General features: G+C 42.9%; 14 protein-coding genes. 5 read left to right on the top strand and 9 right to left on the bottom strand.

What is annotated here, in order from left to right; translation table 11 throughout:
- Positions 1-80 precede the first annotated feature (80 nt).
- Positions 81-1,289 carry an HD-GYP domain-containing protein gene (locus HRQ91_RS03185; protein WP_210120231.1) on the top strand — a complete coding sequence of 403 codons (1,209 nt, stop codon included), beginning with the start codon at positions 81-83 and terminating at the stop codon, positions 1,287-1,289.
- A gap of 152 nt (positions 1,290-1,441) precedes the next feature.
- Here the strand turns inward: HRQ91_RS03185 and HRQ91_RS03180 are convergent, their stop codons facing one another.
- From HRQ91_RS03180 to argC, 7 genes are all read right to left on the bottom strand, one after another.
- Complete coding sequence (locus HRQ91_RS03180; RefSeq protein ID WP_210120230.1) at positions 1,442-2,206, bottom strand: aldo/keto reductase; 765 nt, start codon at positions 2,204-2,206, stop codon at positions 1,442-1,444.
- A 15-nt stretch (positions 2,207-2,221) separates the two neighbouring features.
- Complete coding sequence (locus HRQ91_RS03175; protein WP_210120229.1) at positions 2,222-3,661, bottom strand: glycine--tRNA ligase; 1,440 nt, start codon at positions 3,659-3,661, stop codon at positions 2,222-2,224.
- Positions 3,662-3,976: 315 nt separating this feature from the next.
- On the bottom strand, positions 3,977-4,771 hold the full coding sequence (locus HRQ91_RS03170; RefSeq protein ID WP_210120228.1) for an ABC transporter ATP-binding protein: 795 nt from the start codon (positions 4,769-4,771) through the stop codon (positions 3,977-3,979).
- Positions 4,771-5,685 carry an ABC transporter permease gene (locus HRQ91_RS03165; RefSeq protein ID WP_210120227.1) on the bottom strand — a complete coding sequence of 305 codons (915 nt, stop codon included), beginning with the start codon at positions 5,683-5,685 and terminating at the stop codon, positions 4,771-4,773. The genes HRQ91_RS03170 and HRQ91_RS03165 overlap by 1 nt, the downstream gene beginning before the upstream one ends.
- A 228-nt stretch (positions 5,686-5,913) precedes the next feature.
- The gene (locus HRQ91_RS03160; protein ID WP_210120226.1) at positions 5,914-6,870 is read right to left on the bottom strand and encodes an ABC transporter substrate-binding protein; all 957 of its coding nucleotides are present in this window, start codon (positions 6,868-6,870) and stop codon (positions 5,914-5,916) included.
- A gap of 275 nt (positions 6,871-7,145) precedes the next feature.
- A complete protein-coding gene (locus HRQ91_RS03155; RefSeq protein ID WP_210120225.1) occupies positions 7,146-9,239 on the bottom strand; it encodes a methyl-accepting chemotaxis protein in 2,094 nt (697 codons plus the stop codon).
- 514 nt (positions 9,240-9,753) lie between these two features.
- Positions 9,754-10,845 carry an N-acetyl-gamma-glutamyl-phosphate reductase gene (argC, locus tag HRQ91_RS03150; protein WP_246473265.1) on the bottom strand — a complete coding sequence of 364 codons (1,092 nt, stop codon included), beginning with the start codon at positions 10,843-10,845 and terminating at the stop codon, positions 9,754-9,756.
- 88 nt (positions 10,846-10,933) lie between these two features.
- Here argC and HRQ91_RS03145 point away from each other — a divergent pair, with 88 nt between their 5' ends.
- The 4 genes from HRQ91_RS03145 (at position 10,934) to HRQ91_RS03130 (ending at position 16,329) form a co-directional block, all read left to right on the top strand.
- Positions 10,934-11,365 (top strand): tetratricopeptide repeat protein, encoded by a 432-nt coding sequence (locus HRQ91_RS03145; protein ID WP_210120224.1) that lies wholly within the window; start codon positions 10,934-10,936, stop codon positions 11,363-11,365.
- 1 nt (position 11,366) lies between these two features.
- Complete coding sequence (locus HRQ91_RS03140) at positions 11,367-13,871, top strand: AAA family ATPase (protein ID WP_210120223.1); 2,505 nt, start codon at positions 11,367-11,369, stop codon at positions 13,869-13,871.
- Positions 13,872-13,986: 115 nt separating this feature from the next.
- Positions 13,987-14,805: an NAD(+) diphosphatase gene (gene nudC, locus HRQ91_RS03135; RefSeq protein ID WP_210120222.1), complete on the top strand. Its 819-nt coding sequence runs from the start codon at positions 13,987-13,989 to the stop codon at positions 14,803-14,805.
- A gap of 258 nt (positions 14,806-15,063) precedes the next feature.
- Positions 15,064-16,329, top strand: coding sequence for an argininosuccinate synthase (locus HRQ91_RS03130; RefSeq protein ID WP_210120221.1), 1,266 nt, complete (start codon positions 15,064-15,066; stop codon positions 16,327-16,329).
- A 78-nt stretch (positions 16,330-16,407) separates the two neighbouring features.
- Here the strand turns inward: HRQ91_RS03130 and HRQ91_RS03125 are convergent, their stop codons facing one another.
- Both HRQ91_RS03125 and HRQ91_RS03120 read right to left on the bottom strand, forming a co-directional pair.
- Complete coding sequence (locus tag HRQ91_RS03125; RefSeq protein ID WP_210120220.1) at positions 16,408-18,720, bottom strand: DUF262 domain-containing protein; 2,313 nt, start codon at positions 18,718-18,720, stop codon at positions 16,408-16,410.
- A 1-nt stretch (position 18,721) separates the two neighbouring features.
- Positions 18,722-20,602 carry a DUF262 domain-containing protein gene (locus HRQ91_RS03120; protein WP_210120219.1) on the bottom strand — a complete coding sequence of 627 codons (1,881 nt, stop codon included), beginning with the start codon at positions 20,600-20,602 and terminating at the stop codon, positions 18,722-18,724.
- Between the last annotated feature and the right edge of the window lie 98 nt (positions 20,603-20,700).

Genomic DNA, 20,700 nt, shown 5'->3' with positions numbered 1-20,700 from the left:
TCAACAGTCTCCAAAATTGACATTTTGTTCAACTGTTGAATTTAAACGTACGTTAAATTCGGGAGTCGTATACATTATAGATGAATACATTTAATATAGATACCCTGCAGGAAGGCGTATATTTTACAGATAAAGTGTTCCTCGACAAGACATTTTTACTGTTCGACTCCGCTACGCCCATAACAAAAAAACTTCTTGAAGAACTTGATGAATGGGGTTTTAAACAGATTTCGTGCGAGGGAATGATCAGCGTCGCAAATATTCCCAAAGAACCGGTAACTGAAAAGCCGCAGGAAAACAATACTAAAACAGCCGAAAAAGCGGAAAACGAAATAAAATCCATACTAGCGCAGGCAAGCGATCTGAGCCGTTTTTCCGATGAAGATCGCATAAAACTTGCGGAAAAGGTTTACAACGGCTATCTTAACTACATAACAAATGTCTACACGCACTTTTCAACACACATGGAATTTGATATTGAGGGTATCACTCAAAAAATCAAAGATCTGTGCACGTTCATAGACGATAACGGCAAATATATCCTGCGGATAACGCAGAGAAAAGACGCGCCTTCAAGAACTTATCTCGTAAATCATGCTATGCGATGCATAGTCCTGTCTCTCGCAATAGGCTTGCAGTTAAGAATGTCGCTTCAAAAACTTGTCGAATTGGGCGTTACGGCCATGTTGCATGAAATAGGAATGCTCCGCATTCCTCCTCAGCTTTATTTAACGGACAAACCTCTAAAGCCCAAGGACAAGAACCAGCTTATGACGCACCCACTGCTCGGCTTTCAGATATTAAAAGATTCCAATTTTCCTTTAAGTATTCAGCTCGGAACACTTGAACACCATGAACGCGAAAACGGAACGGGATATCCGCGGGCGCTTACAGGTGAAAAAATATCTCTTTACGGAAAGATAGTTTCCGTTACCTGCGTTTACGACGCGATAGTTTCGCCGCGAACATACAAAATACAAAAAACTTCGCATCAAGCCATACTTGAACTGCTTCGTAACGAATCCCGCCAGTTTGACCCGACAATCATAAAAGCCCTTTTGTTCTGCCTGTCTTTGTACCCCATAGGCACTTACGTCTTTATGGAAAACGGAAAGATCGCCATGGTTACGGACGCAAATCCTCTAAACTTCAAAAACCCTGTAGTTCAGATCGTAGGGGAAACAGACCAGCAAGGCAACCCGCTTACAATCCAGACAAACGAAAACATGAAAATAAGCCGAGTTTTGACGGACAAGGAAATAGAAGATTTAAAAGACGCCGCTAAATAGGCGCGGCGCTTTTAACTTCGGGTTTCCCTTTGGGAAACCTGTTTATAACTGTGCGCAGAGTGCGCACGAATGCGGCATTTTCGAAAATCGATATTTTTTGCAATGCCGCATTTTATAAGAAGATTTAACTTCGGCCGCTGGAATATCGCGGCCTAGTTGAAAAAATCACTTAAACGCTTTAATTCCGCTTTGAAGTTGTCGTCTATGACAGGCGGATGCGAGGCAAAGTAAAGGATCTGTTGCAATTCGCTGCTGGTGCGTACGCCCCATACGGGAACCACGTTTTCAAATTGATATAAAAACCCGAACGCCAGCGAGATATTTTGCACAAGCCCCGAAAAAAGCGGCTTCATGGCTATAAACCCTACGTCACGTTCTTCACAGTTTTTAACTATTCCGGATGCGGTGTCGCCGAGCAATAAGTTAAAAGGATACTGCAAAGTTTCAAAAAGGGAACTTTCGGCGATCATCCTTGAAGCCACAGCCTCTGTCTGAGTGGTAAGTCCTATGTTTAAGATTTTTCCCGCCGAACGAAATTTTTCCAATTCGTCGTAAATTCCGTCGGCGCCGTCCGGAGAAGGAATGAGACTTTCCGTTTCATACTGAAAAAGATCTATGTAGTCGGTATGCAGAGCGTCAAGGCTTTCTTCAAGATCGCGCGCAAGCTGTCTGGCGTTCAAAGCGGAACTTTTAGTTGCAAGGATGACGTCCTGCCTTATGCCGTGCAGACAGTCTCCCAAGAGCTTTTCGCTCTCCGGCGCCGAGTGCGACGTGTCGAAAAAATTTACGCCGGCCTCGTACGCTTGACGGACAAGAATGGCGGCGCTCTCTTCGTCGCCGACATCTTTTAAAGACATTGCGCCGAAGGCTGTGCGGCTTACCATCAAATTCGATCTGCCTAAAGCTATGTAGTCCATTTATTTACGGTCAACTCAATAATTGCGTACGAATTTGTACGATTTTATCGCTTTAAACAATTCGTTTACCAAATCCTGCCTTTTTACACGAATCTGTTCCATAGAATCTCGGAAGCGGATCGTTACGGTATCGTCGTCCTTTGTCTGATAGTCGACCGTTATACAAAAAGGCGTTCCTACTTCATCCTGCCGGCGGTAGCGTTTTCCGATCGTTCCGCTTTGATCGTAATCGGTTACAAAATCTTCTTTAAGCTCATGCTGAATTTCTTTTGCTATTTCCGCAAGTCCGTCTTTTTTCATTATAGGAAGAACCGCAACGGTTATGGGCGCAAGGCGCGGGTCAAGGTGAAGGACCGTCCTGTAGTCTTCCGTTCCGTCGGATGCGACGTTCTGCTCTTCATACGCTTCGCACAAAAACATTAGAAAGTTGCGGTTTAATCCGGCGGAAGTTTCAATTACATAGGGAATAAAGCGCTCGTTGCCGTTATCCTGATCGATATAAGACATATCCTTCTTGCTGTATTTTGAATGCTGCGACAAATCAAAATCCGTGCGGTTATGAATTCCTTCGATTTCTTCAAAGCCGATAGGATAATTATACTGAATATCGTAGGCGTCCTTTGCGTAATGAGCAAGTTTGTCGTGGTGATGCCACGCAAGATTTTTTTCCGAAATGCCGTATTTTAAATAAAAATTCCAGCGGTCGCGCCGCCAGCGTTCAAAAGTCTCTTCATCCGTTCCGGCCTTGCAAAAATATTCCATTTCCATCTGCTCGAATTCACAGGTACGGAAAATAAAATTTTTAAAAATGATTTCATTGCGAAACGACTTGCCGACCTGCGCCACACCGAAAGGTATTTTCATGCGGTTAGACTGGACGATATTCTTAAAATCTACAAAAATTCCCTGACAGGTTTCAGGACGAAGATAAACTATGCTGGTGTCGTTTTGAACCGGGCCGAGATGGGTTTTAAACATAAGGTTGAATTCCCGAACATCGGTGTAATTCTGTTTGCCGCAAATGGGACAAGTGATTTTATTATCTTCGATAAAGGCTTTCATCTCTTCGTGGAGCATGGTATCTACCGGTTTTGAAGGAGAAATGGCGTTTTTGCTGCAATATTCTTCGATGAGTTGATCCGCACGGAAGCGCGACGAACATTCTTTGCAGTCGATCATCGGATCCGAAAAATGCGCTACGTGCCCTGACGCTTCCCAAGTCGTGTGATGCATAAAGATTGCGGAATCCAAGCCTACGACATCGTCGTGCAGCTGCGTCATTTCTTTCCACCACGCCGTCTGAATGTTTTTCTTTAATTCCACTCCCAAAGGTCCGTAGTCCCATGCTCCGGCTTGACCGCCGTAAATTTCGGAAGACTGGTAAACAAAGCCGCGTCTTTTGCAGAGACTTATGATCTTATCTAACGTGCATTTGTGTTCATCATCTTTTGCCATATCATTCACTCCTATAACCTTTAGACAACCTTTAGGCCGATCGCATATAAAAAAGGTTAGTTAAAATAAACTTTTTAGGGTTGTAAGACTTTATCATAAAAAAGAGACGATGTATAGCGATTTTTTCACGAATGGATTCAGCCCAGTATCATTCAGTCATCGGCAAGCGATTTTTCGCAACGGATTTTTTTTGACAGCGGTTTTCTCGCGCCGGCAAGCGATTTTTCGCGCTTTAAAACTAAAAACGGCGCAAATTGTATGTGTGCGTTGCACGGACGGCGCGCCGCAAAAACAAAAATGCGCGACAAAAGCCTTTCAGCCCAATATCATCCTGTCGTTGGCAAAGCCGCCGCCGCTTACGGTTTCGAATTTTTTAAGAAGATCCGCAACTTCAAGTTTTTTCTTTTCTTCCCCGCGAACATCGTAAATTATACGGCCTTCATTCATCATGATAAGCCTGTTTCCTAAACGTATAGCATCTCGCATATTGTGCGTAACCATAAACGCGGTAAGTTTATCTTCCAAAATAAAGGACTCTGTCAGTTCCAAAACCTTACGAGCGGTCTTAGGGTCAAGGGCAGCGGTGTGTTCGTCAAGCAAGAGCAGTTTCGGCCGCTGCAAGGTAGCCATAAGAAGCGTAAGCGCCTGTCTTTGGCCGCCGGACAAAAGACCTACCTTATTTTTCATTCGGCTTTCAAGACCCAGCCCCAAAAGAGAAAGCTTTTCTTTGTACAAATTGCGTTCGCTCGATCGTATTCCCCAAGCAAGACCGCATCTTTTTCCGCGGCGCATGGCCATAGCAAGGTTCTCTTCGATCTCCATATTGGCGGCCGTTCCCATCATAGGATCCTGAAAAACACGGCCGAGATATTTCGCCCTTATATGCTCCTTTACCACGGTTATATCAATACCGTCAAGAATTATGGATCCGGAATCCGCAAAATGGACTCCCGCTATGAGATTAAGAAGCGTAGACTTGCCTGCCCCGTTGCCGCCGATCACGGTAACAAAATCTCCGTCTTCAATCGTAAGGTTTATTCCGCTAAGCGCGTTTTTTTCGGTGATCGTTCCTTTTCCGAAAGTTTTTGAAATATCTTTGAGAACAAGCATCACATACCCTCCTGCGAGGAGGAGATATTCTTTGCGCGTTTTTTTACATTAGAGCCTATAACCGGAAGAGCAAGAGACGAGGCGACTATAACGGCCGTGAGGAGCTTGAGGTCCGTAGATTTAAGACCGAGCTGCAAAACTACCGCAATTATGATTCTGTACACAACGGAACCGAGCACGACGGAAATCAAATAACTGTAAAATGAAATATGCCGTCCGCGCAAAACTTCGCCGATGATGATGGAAGCGAGCCCTATCACTATTGTTCCGGTTCCCATGCCTACATCGGCATATCCTTGACTTTGCGCTACGAGCGCGCCGGAAAGAGAAACCAAACCGTTGGCAATCATAAGCCCGAGAATTTTCATCAAATCCGTGTCTATGCCGAGCGCGCGCACCATATTTTCATTGTTTCCGGTTGCCCGTATGGCGCTGCCTATTTCGGTGCCGAAAAACCAGTATATTATTCCGATGATGAAAATACAAAAAATTATTCCGACCAATAACGACGCCGTATTCGGAGAAAGGCCGAACTTTTCCTGCAGACCGTTCATAATCGTAGGAACCCCTATGATCGGAGTGTTCGCCCTGCCCATTATACGAATGTTGATCGAATACAAGGCTATCATGGAAAGAATACCCGAAAGTATGACGGGAATTTTCAATTTGGTGTGCAACAGTCCCGTGCAAAGCCCTGTGATCATTCCAACGGCAAACACAAATACAAGCGAAAACAGCGGATTCATTCCCCGCACGATCAAAACCGCAGTTACCGCCCCGCCGGTGGCAAAGCTGCCGTCAACCGTCATGTCGGCTATGTTAAGAATTCTAAAAGTTAGAAGGACCCCCAGAGTCATAATTCCCCATAGAACGCCCTGAGCGACGGCCCCCTGCATTGCAAGTAAGATTCCCATACCGTATCCTATTTATAGAGACAAATTTAAAACTAATTAGCCCTAACTTTTAATTTTCGGGCGGCTTTTTGCGATAAAATCGCAAAAACCAGGCTTTTCGGGGCTACGGCTTTCGCCTCCGAACAAACGCATAGCGTTTGTTTTCGCTCCGCTCACCCCTCCAATCCTTGCCGCATTTGCCGCACACGGAAAATTTTGCGGCCTCTCAAAAGCGCCGTTCGGCAAAGACTACTTTAAATCCGCAGGAACGGTTATTCCTATTTTCTTGGCAGTCTCTTGATTTATTTTAAGATCGCATACTGAAAGATACTGAATCGGCATTTCATCGGGCTTTTTCCCGTTTTTTAAAATATCTACGGCCATCAAAGCAGTCTGCTTGCCGAGTTCATAATAATTTATTCCGTAAGTGGCAAGTCCGCCCGCGTCGACCATTCCTTCTTCCCCGCAGATAGTGGGAATTTTATTTTGGTTTGCAACCATCGCAACGGTCGCCATTCCCGCAGAGACCATATTGTCCGTAGGAATGTAGATCACGTCAACCTTTCCCGCAAGACTTTGCGCTACCTGCTGAATTTCATTCGAATTTGAAACCGTCCCGTCAATGTATTTCAATCCGAGTTCATCGCATGCGGCTTTTGCAATGGCAATTTGAAAGAAAGAATTCTGTTCGTTTGAAGAATACATCATACCGACGGTCTTTGCGTCGGGTACAATTTTTTTAAGAAGTTCCATTTGGGCTGCGCACGGAGTAAGATCGGACGTTCCCGTCACATTAGTGCCGGGCGAAGCGTTCGATTTTACAAGCTTTGCGCTTTCAGGATCCGTTACGGCCGTCACCAAAATCGGAATTGTCTTTGTCAGATTCGCTACAGCTTGCGCGGCGGGAGTCGCAATTGCAAGGATCAAATCATCTTTGTCGTTGATGAGTTTTTGCGCAATGGTTACGCAGTTGGCCTGTTCCCCCTGCGCGTTATGATGATCGATTTTTATATTCCGTCCGTCGACAAAACCGGCCTCTGAAAGTCCGTCGACGAATCCCTTATAAGAAGCGTCAAGAGCCGGATGTTCCACAAGCTGAATTATACCTATTTTGATCACTTTTTCACCGGAAGAAGCCTTGCAGCCGGCTGCAAATAAAAGAGCCGCAGCGACCGTCAAGCAAACCAACGAAACCTTTTTTTTCATATACACTCCCATTACCGCGTTTCAGCAGCGGCTTTCATACTCTATTTAAAATTGCGTCGCCGCAGAAAGCTTTCGGCTTTTTAGGCTTAACCGCAACCAACAATAACTATACATGAATAAAAAAGCCTGCGTCAATAAGACGGGCCGACGTACAAGGCGCAGGCAGAGCCTTGACGTTGCGCGGAAAATAAAAAAGACTCCGGCAGCGTCCGCCGTTTATATGAGGAACTTGGGGCTGGCTTAAAAGACGGTTACTTTTTGGACAGTCGCCCTAATCACACTTTAAACTTTCCGACTTCTGTCGCCAAGCTTTGAATGCTAGTTTTATTTTTTTGAGAGATCTCGTTTACTTCCTGTACGGCGTTGTTTATCTGAATGGCGCCTGCAGCCATCTCGTTCATGCTCTCCGTGATAACTCTTGTCATTTCTTCCAGTTTTCTCATCTCCTGAGCGACCCCTTCCCCTCCTTTAAGCATCTCCTCAGAGCCCTGTTTTACCTCTATCGTTACGGTATTTATGTTTCGGATTGCGGCAAGCATTTCTTTGCTGCCGTTTTCCTGTTCGCGCATAGCTTCCGTTACGCGGTAGCTCATAGACTTTACCTGTTCGGTCAGGTTGAAAATGGTATTGAACTTTTCTTCCGCCGTTTTGGCAGAATCTGATAAAGCTTCAATTTCACCTGAGAGGTTTTTAAGAGTGTTCGTTATCGTTTTACCGTGTTCTGCAGAATCTTCGGCGAGCTTTCTTATTTCGTCCGCGACGACTGCAAAGCCTTTCCCTGCATCTCCTGCGTGAGCGGCTTCGATCGCTGCGTTCATCGCAAGTAAATTTGTCTGTGAAGCTATGTTCTGAATAACCGTACTTGCTTCGATCAGACCGCCGGATTCTTCTGCGATCTTTTGGGTTATGCTGTTTGCACTGACGACGGTACTTTTACCGTCAGCCGTTGCGTCTGCAAGAGTTTTAACCACGTTGTCGGTTTTTTCAAGCGTCTGCCCTATGGACGCAATGTTGCCCACCATCTGCTCGATTGCCGAAGACGATTCTGCGACGCTCGCCGCCTGATTTTCAATACTTCCATTTAATTGGTTTATCGTGCGGACTATTTCTTCGATCGTAGCGGCGGTTTCCGTAACGCTTGCGGACTGTGTCAGAGCCTGCTGTTTTACGCCGTCAATATTGGAGCTGATTTCGTGTACCGCGCTTGCGGTTTCGGTCATGTCGCTGGCAAGTTCAGTTCCTATCTCTTCCATAATGTTACTGTTTTCACCTACCGTTTTAATTGACGAGCCGATCTTTTCGATTGTTTGATTGAAGTAGTTGGAGAGATCCGTAACTTCGTCATTGCCGTGCAATGGAAGGCGGACTGTTAAATCTCCTTCGCCCTGCGCGATGTTTTTAAGAGCGGAAACGACAACTTGTACCGGCCGCACCATTGCGCGGGCGATAAAGTAGACGATGATGAGAGCGACGGCTAAAATTATTGCGCCGATAATAATCATTTCAAGCCGCAATGCGTTTACGGCTCCCAAAAACTCTTCTTCGGGGGCAGTTATGATAACTGTCCAATCGGTGGTTTTCATCGTGGCATACGAGGCGATTTTGTTCACACCCTTGTACGTATAAAAACCGATGGAAGGTTCATCGATTTCTACCGCCATTTTTTCGAAAGCAGCAAGGGATTCCAAACTTGTATCGGTTTTTGCCATCTCTTGTGCATTTTCCATTTTTTCAACTCGAGTAAACTCTTTTGCCGCAACGGTAGTACCCGTACGTCCCAAAATGTAACAATAGCCGGTTTTGCCCACGACTATATCTGCAATTTCTTCGGAAAGCTTTTGGGCAAAAAGATCGGTAGCCAATACTCCCACGATTTTACGATTGTTATCATAAATGGGAACGGCAAAAGTAGCCGAAAGACTGCCGTCTGCACGGGATACCATAGGTTCGGTTATAAATGTTTTACCTTTAATTGCAGACTGAAACCATTCACGGTCCGTTATCGATACAGTTTCAGTAACGGATACATAGGCGTTACCGTTTGTATCACAGAACACAAAGTTCTTTATAAGAGGATTAAAAGCCTCTTCTTTCTTTAACATAGCGATTTTATCCGCATAAGACCTCGCAGGGTCTGTTAAAACGGGCATACGTGCGATGCCTTCCAAAAATTGACATATGGTGTTTGCTCTTCCGTCAATTATTTCCGCCGTATCAGTCGCCTTGTCGATAAGATGTGTTTCCACCTTTTCAATGACCGCTTTGTGAGCCGAAAATACTGCAAGCGTGATTTCAACCGACGATGACACGGCGATTAAAAGACCGAAGATAATGATGAGTTTGTAACGCAAGGAAAATCTCTTTTTCATATAAAGCCTCCAAAACGAAAATTCCTATATTTTTAAGTAATTATCATTTAAATTTGCATATGCATATTTCAGTTTGATCATCTGATAAGTGACGATATTGGATGGGTTTTTCTTTTGTATTTATGGTGTTTACGGTAAAAAATTGCCGTTTGTAGATAGAAAGGCAGGAATTGATAAGATCCTTGTTTTTTAATAAAAGCTCTTGATATTTTGTTAGAAGATCGTTGTATTTATAAATTAAGGATTTATAATTTTTTAATAAATGGGTGCAAGAGTAAATTAAATCATCATAGCTTTGTACCGTGCTGTTGACAGTAACTGGCTCATTTTTCGGGGGGGGGGGGGGGTAAATATATTACCAAGCAATTTGGAAAATTTCAATTGTATTCTCCTAATCTCACAATAGTATACCACATAATATATGATTATGGAAAAGAATTTGTTTGTTTTTACAAAGCATAAAAGCGTTTTTACGAGGTTTGCTTTTATGCAGCGATATATATAGCGGCGGAGCTTAAAACGAATAGGGAATAAAATCTATCCCCGAAGTTTCTTCAAATCCGAACATCAAATTCATATTCTGCACGGCCTGCCCCGAAGCACCTTTGACCATATTGTCAAGGGTCGAAATTATTTCAAGCATCTTTGAATCGTTTACGGTATAGACTTGAATGTCGCAAAAATTGGTAAAACGCACGTTTTTGCTTTGCGGATCCGTGCCGGGCGGCAGAATGCGCACAAATGGTTCCTTTGCAAAAAAATCCCTGTACATATTACGTACGACGTCTGCAGCGCCTATGCCCGCGGTTTTTGCCTGAAGCGCGATGCGTTCCGAAGCCGGCACGGTAAAATTTGCATAAACGGTGCTTACGATACCGCGACTCATGGGCACAAGATGCGGAGTAAAAATTATGTTTACTTCTTTGTTTGCGGCGAAAGAACAATTACGCTCGATTTCAGGCTTGTGCCGGTGAGAGCCTATTTTATAAGCGCTTAGCGATTCGCCGCAGGAAGAAAAATTATTCGTATCCGTAGGAGTCCGTCCGGAACCGGTAACCCCGCTCTTGCTGTCAACAATTACGGCCGAAGTATCGATAATGCCCGCCTTTAACGCGGGAAGCAAAGCCAGCGTAGCCGACGTTACATAACAGCCCGGATTTCCGATGATCCTAGCGTTTTTTATTTCTTCCCTGTTCATTTCCGGAAGCCCGTAAACGCTTTCCTTATGAACTTCAGGAAATTTCCAGTCTTCTTTGTACCACTTTTTAAAAGTTTCTTCGTCCGTTCCAAATCTGAAATCGGCGCTTAGATCTATAAGTTTTTTTCCGTTTTTTACACAGTAGTCGGCATATTTTTCTGCAATTCCGTGCGGCAGGGCCGTAAACACTATGTCGGATCTTTCAGCAACTTCTTCGGGAGTGAGCAAAAGTCCGTCCGTCTTGTTCCTGTACCGTCCTATAAGAGCCGGATACACATCCGTTAAATTTTTGCCTTCAAAGTTCACGGAACCTGTAAATATTTTTTCAACCTCAGGATGACCTAAAAGTATGCGGACAAGTTCTATTCCCGCATATCCTGTCGCTCCGATAACGCCTGCTTTTATCATTGTTTCCCCTTCGCTTCAAACATATCATGCATATTGGAAAAATCAATATCACCTTGAAACAGAAGCAGGGTAATGTTACACTACCGGCATGAAACTTGCAATATTTAACAAAAAAATCACTATGTGCCTTGCGGCGGTCGCAACGTTTTTTTTGACCGCGGCATGCAGATCAACGCCCGTTATCATAGACAGCTCAATGACTTCACAGGAATTGATACAAAAAGGTCAGGATTCTTATCAAAACGGAAAGTATAAGGCTGCATTTAAATATTACCAGGCCGTTATCGACATGTACGGCAGCGACAACGCTTCTTACGTGGAAGCCAGATACGAAATAGGCCACCTTTATATGAAGAAAAAAGATTTCAAGTCGGCAAAACCGATATTTGAAGAGATAGTAGAGATTTTCAAAAACTCTATTCCGGGCACGCTGCCGGCAGCGTATAACAAGCTTGCAGAAATTGAGCTTGCAAAAATCCCGGTTAAAGCCGCTCCTTCGGAAAAAACACAATACGAATAATATGTCGGATCTGTTTGACAGCGCAAAAAAAAGCAAAGAACCGCTTGCCGCTCGCATGAGACCGCGGAACCTTGACGAATACATCGGACAAGACCACATCGTAGGCAAGGGAAGGCTTTTACGAAGAGCGATAGCGGCGGATCAGCTTTCGTCGGTAATATTTTACGGTCCTCCGGGATCGGGGAAAACAACTCTCGCGCGGGTCATTGCAAATCACACGAAAAGCAATTTTATTACACTCAACGCTGTTCTTACAGGCGTTCAGGATATCAGGGTAGCGATAAAACAGGCGGAAGAGTACTATAAATTGTACAACCGCCGCACAATCTTATTCGTCGACGAAGTTCACCGCTGGAACAAATCGCAACAGGACGCTCTTTTACCGTGGGTTGAAAACGGCACTATAATACTTGTAGGAGCGACGACGGAAAATCCTTTTTTTGAAGTAAATAAGGCGCTTGTAAGCAGAAGCCGCGTCTTTCAGCTCAAACCTTTAACAAAGGAAGATCTTGCGCATGCGGCGAAAATGGCGCTCGAAGATGTGGAACGCGGTTACGGCCACTGGAAGATCCAATTCGAACAGGGAGCTTTGGAGCATCTTATCGACACGGCAAACGGAGACGCAAGAAGCCTTCTTAACGCCCTTGAACTTGCGGTAGAGACCACCCCTGAAAAATGGCAGCCTGAAGCCGATCCTCCGGTTCCCGCATGGGGATCTACAATATATATCAGCAAGGAAGCGGCGGAAGAATCGATACAAAAAAAAGTCGTATTGTATGACCGGGACGGGGACTATCACTATGACATAATAAGCGCCTTTATAAAGAGCCTTCGCGGGCGCGACCCCGACGGCGCCATGTACTGGCTTGCACGCATGGTAAGGGCGGGAGAAGATCCTGCCTTTATCTTTAGGCGCATGCTTATTTCCGCCTGCGAAGATACGGGACTCGCCGATCCTAACGCAATTACGGTAGTGGTAAGCTCTGCCGAAGCCTTTGACCGGGTAGGACTTCCGGAGGGGCGGTACCATTTGGCGCACGCCGCCTTGTATTTGGCGACTGCGCCTAAATCAAACAGCAGCATGGCGTTCTTTGACGCGCTTTCCTCCGTAGAAAAAGACGGAGCGGAAGTTCCCAATCACTTAAAAGATCCCAGCAGAGACGAAGAAGGATTCGGACACGGCAAAGGATATTTATATCCGCACGCATACCGCGATCACTGGGTTGCCCAGCAATACTTACCCGACGCGCTTGTCGGCCGGATATTTTACACGCCGAGCGATCAAGGCTATGAAAAAATAATAAAAAACGAAGTGCTTTCACGAAGAGAACTTCAGATAGCTTCAATTTTGGGCGGTAACAATGCGCAAAATGCGTCAACCGCCGATACACATGCCGAATCTGTGTCAGATCATTCCAGCGGAAAATCCGGCGGAGAAAAAGAAAAACTTTTTAAAGCCGATTTAAACGAATGGTGGATATCAGGTCAGCCTAAAAACGTCAGAAGCAAGAGCGAAGAAAATCTTACCTATACTCCGCCGGACAGCCACAAAGAAACGGCTCTGGACAAAGCCGACATGGCATGGCGGCAGCGGCTGGATTCAAACCGGGCTGAAAACCTGCTTGGGATCCGCGACACAATGACGTCTCTTGCAGAACTATCACGCCATCACCGCTGCCTTATCTGGGACGCCGACGACGGACTTTTACTCTGGGAAATAGCGCGCAAAACGCCCGAAGGAGTTACGTGCGGAGTTTGCAGAAACAAGCAGGGAAAAGAAATTCTTGAACAATACGCGCGAACTCTCGACAACCTTGACAAGCCTGTTTTGGATTACCGCCCCGAAACCGATTCCCGCGATCCTATAGACCCCAAAGCGTTTAAAGACATTTTTTTACGTTTCCAATACAACGGGGCTATTTTTGACAGAGTTTTTTTTAGAGATCCTTTTACGAGCGTAAAAGCGATAAAATCCCTCGCCGATTCTTTTAAAGCTCTTTTATCCGCCCCCTCCGATGCGTCGCCTGACGGCAAAAAAACGGAAAGTCCTCTGGCGCCCATGTGGAAGGCGATCGTCGCGCAGCGTATTCCCTGCAGTTCGCAGCACATAGGAAAACTTGTGGAAAGACAGGTTCTCACTTCGTCCGGTGCGGAATCGTTCAGAGAAATTCTTGTGAAAATGGAAAAGGCTGAAACGGAATTCTTTAGCGACAAAGAAAACCCGCTTTTTAACTGGAACGCGAATACGATTTCACAAATATTCGGAGAAAAAGGATTCCTAACAACTTCGGATTCCCGCGTCATAAGCGAAAAGCGCCGCATTTCACAACAGGAAATACAAAGCTGGTTTAACGCCGAAAATTCGGCTTACGGCTCTTACATATCGAATGCGATAGGAAAAGTTGACGCGGATAAAATAAAAAATCTTCTGGAAACGGCGGCAAAAACCACGATTTTTAACTGGGAAACGGAAACTGCGTTTTTTACGATAAGTTCTGTCCGATGAACCTTTGCCGTTTGATTAACCGCCGAATTTGACAGCACGGTTCAATTTGCCGGCTTGAAATTTCAGCCTGAAATTTTTACTTGAATTTTCCACTGCAAGGCTTATACTTTAATTTATGTCAATAATAAGCAATTCAAATAATTTTATCTGTGAATTCCGTTTTATTTTCCGTGAAAATAATATACTGCTTGAAACGCAAAAAAACGTCCCCTTGCAGGAACAAACAGCGAACGGCACGGTCATGCCGTCGGAAAAGATTTTCAGAAAATGCATTGAATTTCAGGCTGCGACGGACTGGTTCAGCGAACCCGAATATAATTTTTCCGCCATGCAGCTTGAAAGCTCATCCCCCGCTCCGGCCGGCTGCGAGTTTATTCCGCTAAGAGATTTTTTTAATATGAGCGACGAAAAACACATACTGCTTTCCACCCGAGCGAAGGGGCTTCTTGCATGGCGCGAAAAGATGCGTTTTTGCCCGCGTTGTTCTACAAAACTTGCAGACGACCAAACCATGAGCGCAAAAATCTGCCCGAAGTGCGGCCACCAATATTTTCCGCAGATCGAACCGGCCGTCATAGTCTTAGTGAGCGACAAAGACAAGTATCTTCTTGTGCGGCACGCACAGCGAATCCAGAATCTTTATGCATGTATTTCCGGCTTTGTTGAAATAGGCGAAACCGCAGAACAAAGCGTAGTCCGTGAAGTAAAAGAAGAAAGCGGAGTGGACATAAAAAATATACGGTATGTGGGAAGCCAGTCATGGCCGTTTCCGGACCAGCTTATGCTTGCCTTCCGCGCCGAATATGCCGGCGGGGAAATAAAAATACAGCCGGAAGAAATAAGCGAGGCCGCATGGTTTGACAAAGACGATTTGCCGACCATTCCGCAGCCCGGCTCAGTCGCGCACAATCTCATAACCGGCGTGTTCGGATAACCGGGAACCTTCACCGAGCACTGCCGGCCAAGCGCCTGCCGCCCACACATTCTCCCGCAGCAGCCTTCAATATCTGTTGCCGCGCACCGCCGCCCAGGCGCCTGTCGTCGCCGCTATCTATCCGCACTATCTTGCAACTTTTTGCAGAATTCGCTAGATTATTATGCATAAATATGCAATTTTAACGGCACACGAATTCAACAGTCTCCAAAATTGATATTTTGTTCCACTGTTGAATTTAAATGAGGAAGGAATTTTATGGCGAAAGACAAGGTAGTATTGGCGTATTCCGGCGGACTTGACACAACGGTTATCATTCCGTGGCTTAAAGAAAATTATAATTACGACGTAATAGCCGTATGCATAGACGTCGGTCAAGGAGACGACTGGAAGGCGATTAAAGACCGCGCGCTTCGTACGGGAGCCGCAGCCTGTTATGTCGTAGACGCAAGAGAAGAATATATCGAAGAATACATATGGCCGGCTCTGAAAGGTAACGCAATTTACGAAGACAGGTATCTCTTGGGTACTTCTACCGCCCGGCCGCTCATAGGAAAGATTTTAGTCGAATATGCACGGCAGGAAAAAGCCATAGCGATCTGCCACGGGGCTACGGGAAAAGGCAACGACCAGGTTCGTTTTGAACTTGCCATAAAAGCCTTCGCGCCGGATCTCAAAGTGATCGCCGCATGGAGAGACGACAAATGGACTCTAAAAAGCCGAGAAGATGAAATCAAATACCTTGAAGACCGTAATATTCCGGTTCCGGTAAAAAAATCTTCTTCTTACAGTGCGGATGAAAATATCTGGCACATAAGCCACGAAGGGCTTGAACTTGAAGAAACAAAGAACGAGCCGGATTGGCAAAACATGCTTAAAAACACCGTCCGCCCCGAAGACGCTCCCGATAAGGCCGAATACGTAAAAATCGAATTTGAAAAAGGAATTCCCGTAGCTTTAAACGATAAAAAAATGAGCGGCCTTGAAATCATAACGGAACTCAATAAGATCGGCGGAAAAAACGGCATAGGCCTCGTGGATCTCGTTGAAAACCGCTGCGTAGGAATGAAAAGCAGGGGCATTTACGAAACTCCGGGCGGAACGATTTTGTATTACGCTCACGAGCAGATGGATCATCTTTGCCTCGACCGAGACACATATCACTTTAAACAGCAAGTCGCGCTTAAACAGGCGGAACTTATTTACAACGGGCTTTGGTTTACCGCGCTCATGGACGGAATCAAAGCTTTCAACGACAAGATCGAAGAAAACGTTACGGGCTGGGTAAGGTTAAAACTGTACAAGGGGACTATACACGGCGCGGGAGCCGACTCAAAATACAGTTTGTACAATGAAAGCATTGCAAGTTTTACTACGGGGGAATTGTACGATCACAAGGACGCACAAGGCTTTATAACGCTTTTCGGATTGCCGCTTAAAGTGCGTGCCATGATGGAACAAAGCACGGGCAAGGGACAGGCGGTTCTCGACAGCAAAAGCTTAAAAAAACGCCCGACAGAATAAGAGACGGCATTGCTTTTTTAAGCTTTAAGGGCAAGTGTACGGCGAATGAAAAAGCTATCGTTTCATAAGCTGCGATTTTTATTTACGGTCTTTATTATATTCCGTTATCAAGTTGCCCAATGCTTTTATAAAAATTTCCGAATCGGTTTTCATTTCTTTCGTTATATTGAAGCAAAAATATTTATCAAGATCCGTATTTGTTAATGTCTTAGGTTTTTTATTTCTTTCGGCATAACTATATGGATCGGATGTGAGCATTAAATAAACGTCAAATTCCGCCTCATTATCATTATTTCTACGCCACCACTGAAAGTAACGGCTTTTATATTCAAAATCGATATTAATTCCCTCATAGAAGTTTACATTTTTAAGTTTTGAATCGGTCTTAATTTTTTCATTTGTAAGCAGCTTGTTTCTTATATGACCTATAACAACATTTCCCCGAACCGGATTTCCATAAGTTTGGGTTACGCAGCCTGAAGTTCCCCACAAGACAAAGGAATCTCCGTATTTAGTTACAATCTTACCGTCTTCACGGCTGTTATTCAGCAAATCCGTTGAACATAAATCATTGATCCAAGGAATTTTAGATCTTTTTATTTTATCGCTTTCAATCAGCTGGAAAGTTTTAAATAAATCTTCCGTCAATAACCTTTTCCAATTATTGTCCGTTCTTTTTAAGGCTAAACGCTTGGTTAGCGACTTATCTTCATAATATGAAAGCAATACTTTTACAAAATGATATTCGTCATTATTTTCATAAATCTTAATCAACAAATCCAACCTGTCCGAAAAATCCTTGTACGTCGTTTTTTCTCCGTGAATAAACAGAACATTGATTTTCCCCTTAAGTAAAGCAAACCCTTCCGCTTCGATTATCCTAGTTTTCCAATCTCTGCCATTTCTTGAAAGAATTTTTTCAGCTTTCAGTTTTTCTTCCGAAACTTGAATTTTCCCCGCAAAATCGTTCGGAAGGTTTATATCCCCATAGTGATCGGCTAATCCGTCAATAATTGAATTTGAAAAAACACTCAAAGCCTTTACGACTCGCAAAGCGGCATTATAAGGCATTTCGCTATCGATCGTAGTGTTCTCTAAATAATTCCATATAATGCGCATCCATTCTTTTAATTGTTTAATTTCATAATTTCTATTAAAGAATAAAACCATTGCATAAAATGCGACTCTCGATTTGTATGTTTCTTGGGTGTCTTTGTCTTTTTTCCCTTGTAACGGATTCCAATTTTCCTTTTCTTCCCAGCTAGTTTTGCATGTATTTATGATATTTTCATAATTTATAAGCAGCGCATCAAAAAAATTAAAAATCGGTTCCACAGTATTTTTCAACGTACAATTATCAAAAATATTTTTATATAAATCCCAACTGATAAAATTTTCATCCGTCGGATATAGTAAAAAATCCGTATCTATTTGAGATTTTAATCGTACTACGGCGTCTTGAAATAACCGTTCTTCATTGCTCAGTCTCTTCAGTTCCGATTTTGTCTTTGCGTTTTCCGAATACCAAATATTCCACGCATTGATAAAATGCCTATTCATTATGCTCTGAATAAGGGAATCGGGAATTTCTTGATTATTCTTATTAAAGAAGAATTCCATCCATTGTCCGTCAATCCCTGAATAAATTCCTTTTTCTTTAATATATTCGCCTTTAAAACGATGATACAATTTATCATCCTTTGTTTCCAAATAATCTTCCAAGCTGGCTTTAAAATTTTCAAAGCTTGTTAAGGATTTGCCTCTGGCATTCATTTTGATATAAGTTTCATCCGGAAGTTTGTTAACTCCCATGTCGACAAAATGAAAAGTAATACAGTCGTCGGAAAGCAAGGAATCTTTTATAAAATTACAGTCGACTGAGGCGTCACTGTCAATTTGTCTTTGTATTTCATCCAAAACGACAAGCATGCCTTCAACAGTCGCATCGCAAGTCCATTCTGCAAAGTACCAGCTCTGATCTTTAATGAACGACGAAATATCTCCGGTTTTTGGAATAATATTGTTTTTTACAATTGCTTCGCAAAATTCTTTGGAAGAAAGACGTGTTTTATATGAAAAATCCAACAACCTATTTACTTCCGGAAAACCGGTTTTTTTAAAAACAAAAAGATGAAATAAGAACAATGTAGTCAATCGCTGTTGACCGTCAAAGGGAATAAAAATTTTATCTTCCGACATCTTTCCGTATGTAAAATCCAAAAATAATGTTTTTCCGGAACTTTTAGTGCATTCGATAAGGGATGCTATAAATGATTTTCTGATATCATGCGCTCTTACATCTTTTCTGCCCTGTGCATATTCGCGTTGAATTACAGGAATTTGGATTTTATATTTTGATATAAGTTTATAAAAAGTATATATGTCGCTCATATTATGCCTTAATTTTTAACCCATAGTTAAATTGCTCACTATCTTTTGGTGAAAGGAGAGCCTCCGCACCTATATAATTTGCTATTACTTTTGTCATGGCAGATACATATTCTATTCCCGCTTCTTTATCCCACATAAGACAATTTGTAGAAGAAGGAGAATAATGTTTAAAAAATACATTGCGGGTACAGATGGGTACGAAGTAAGTGCGTCTTTCGGCATTTTCATATTCTGCAAGAATATTTTTTTTCTCCGGATAAACCTTATTGTTAAAAGCCGCATTTTTATCACCTTGCAAAAGAGCCATATTCATCAATGAATCGTCTTTAGAAAAATCCGAATTAAAAACAATGGTTCCGTCATCATGTTTTTCCATAGTTACAGCTTCGCCCATAAATGCGCCGATAATGGCATTATAGACACCTTCGTCTTTTATAGTATTACCGTCAATGTAATCTCCGAGTTCGGAAATATTGGCAGCCGTAAGGTTTTTAAGATAGGCCTTTAATTTAGAAATTTCCTCGTCACTCCATTCAGCCTTTCTTTCATTCTGTGCGTGAATATGTTCCAAAGACCATTTGGATTTTGTCGCTTGAAAATGCTGATCAAACGGGTATCTGGACATTTCGCTTATTTGATTTTGTGTCGTAGCCAAATTGAACAACAAAAGACAGTTATGAATTTGATTGTTATTTACAGGATACCTTAAATCACCTAATGAAATTTCTTTTTTATTTTCACCGAAAAGCGACTTGCGGCATTCCTGTTTTAACGTATTTTCAAAATTCGATTTGTTAAGATTTTGATACTTTTGCAATAGAGAACAAAGAACTGTCATTTTGTTTTCACCACGCCGATTAATCAGATAACCGACATAATGATAAATTGAACGATCGGTAAACCAGGTCTTAATTGTTCTGTACACATTTTGGATTTTGTGCCAAGCATTTTCCCACCCTTCATTTTTTATTAAACGGCTGTAATAAACAAAAACCAAGTGAGTTTGTACTTCCAACTTACGTTCATAATTTTCTTTTAATTCCGTTCTTACGCTTAATTCCAAAACGTAATCCATTCTTGTTGCGTTGTAAATTACGCTTTCAGGATTAGGGTTAATAAAGTACCAAAAAGGATCATCATGTAAGTTTTTTTCAATTTCGTTCCATTCCGAAGAAAGTTCCGACTGATTGAATTTATCATCTCCGGCGCTGTTGTTTTCTTTTAAGATTAAAGCCTTTACAAGTTCGGCATCGCTTAATTTTATCTTTCCGGAATTTAATCTTTTAAAAACATCGTATGCATTTTCTTTTTCGGAAATTGCATACCAAATAAAAACGGCGTTCTTTTTTTGTTTTAAAAAAAGATTTAGTATTTGAACCTTAGCAGGAGGATTTTTTTCAAACCATTTTTCTATACAGTTATAAACGTTTGAAATATGAAGAAAATCGATATTTTCTTTATTTTCCGTTGTGAACAGTTTTTTGCTAAAAAACAATTCACAATTAGGTCTGGTTTCATATTTTAATGAATATAAATTAATGGGTTGTCCCAAAACATCGGCCACAGGAGCGAGATACGATAACAAAATATAAATCGAAGTTAATCTCTGCTGACCGTCAATAACTTCAAATCCCGCATAATTAACACCTTCCGATTTCCATTCTTTTTCTTTTACGACTAAAGGCTGCAAGCAATAAAATTCGGAAGATTCTCCGCGTTCGACAAGATCGGCATATTCATACAAATCTTCCAATAAATCCGTTATTTCGTTTTTTCCCCAGCGGTATCCTCGCTGATAACTCGGAATATAAAAATTTTTTCCGAATAAATCATTAACGGATACTATACGGATACTACTACTCGCAACAGCCTTACTTTCCATATCTTTGCTATCCTTTTTGCAGCTGCAATAAAAAATGCCGGAGCCCCGACATCCCTAGCGACCGGGCTCCGGCAGTAAATCAATTTTCGCAGCGCTGC

It is taken from the genome of Treponema parvum, assembly GCF_017893965.1.
Lineage (GTDB): Bacteria > Spirochaetota > Spirochaetia > Treponematales > Treponemataceae > Treponema_D > Treponema_D parvum.
The sequence above is the reverse complement of the archived record's forward strand: the minus strand, read 5'-3'. Positions and strand labels throughout refer to the sequence as shown.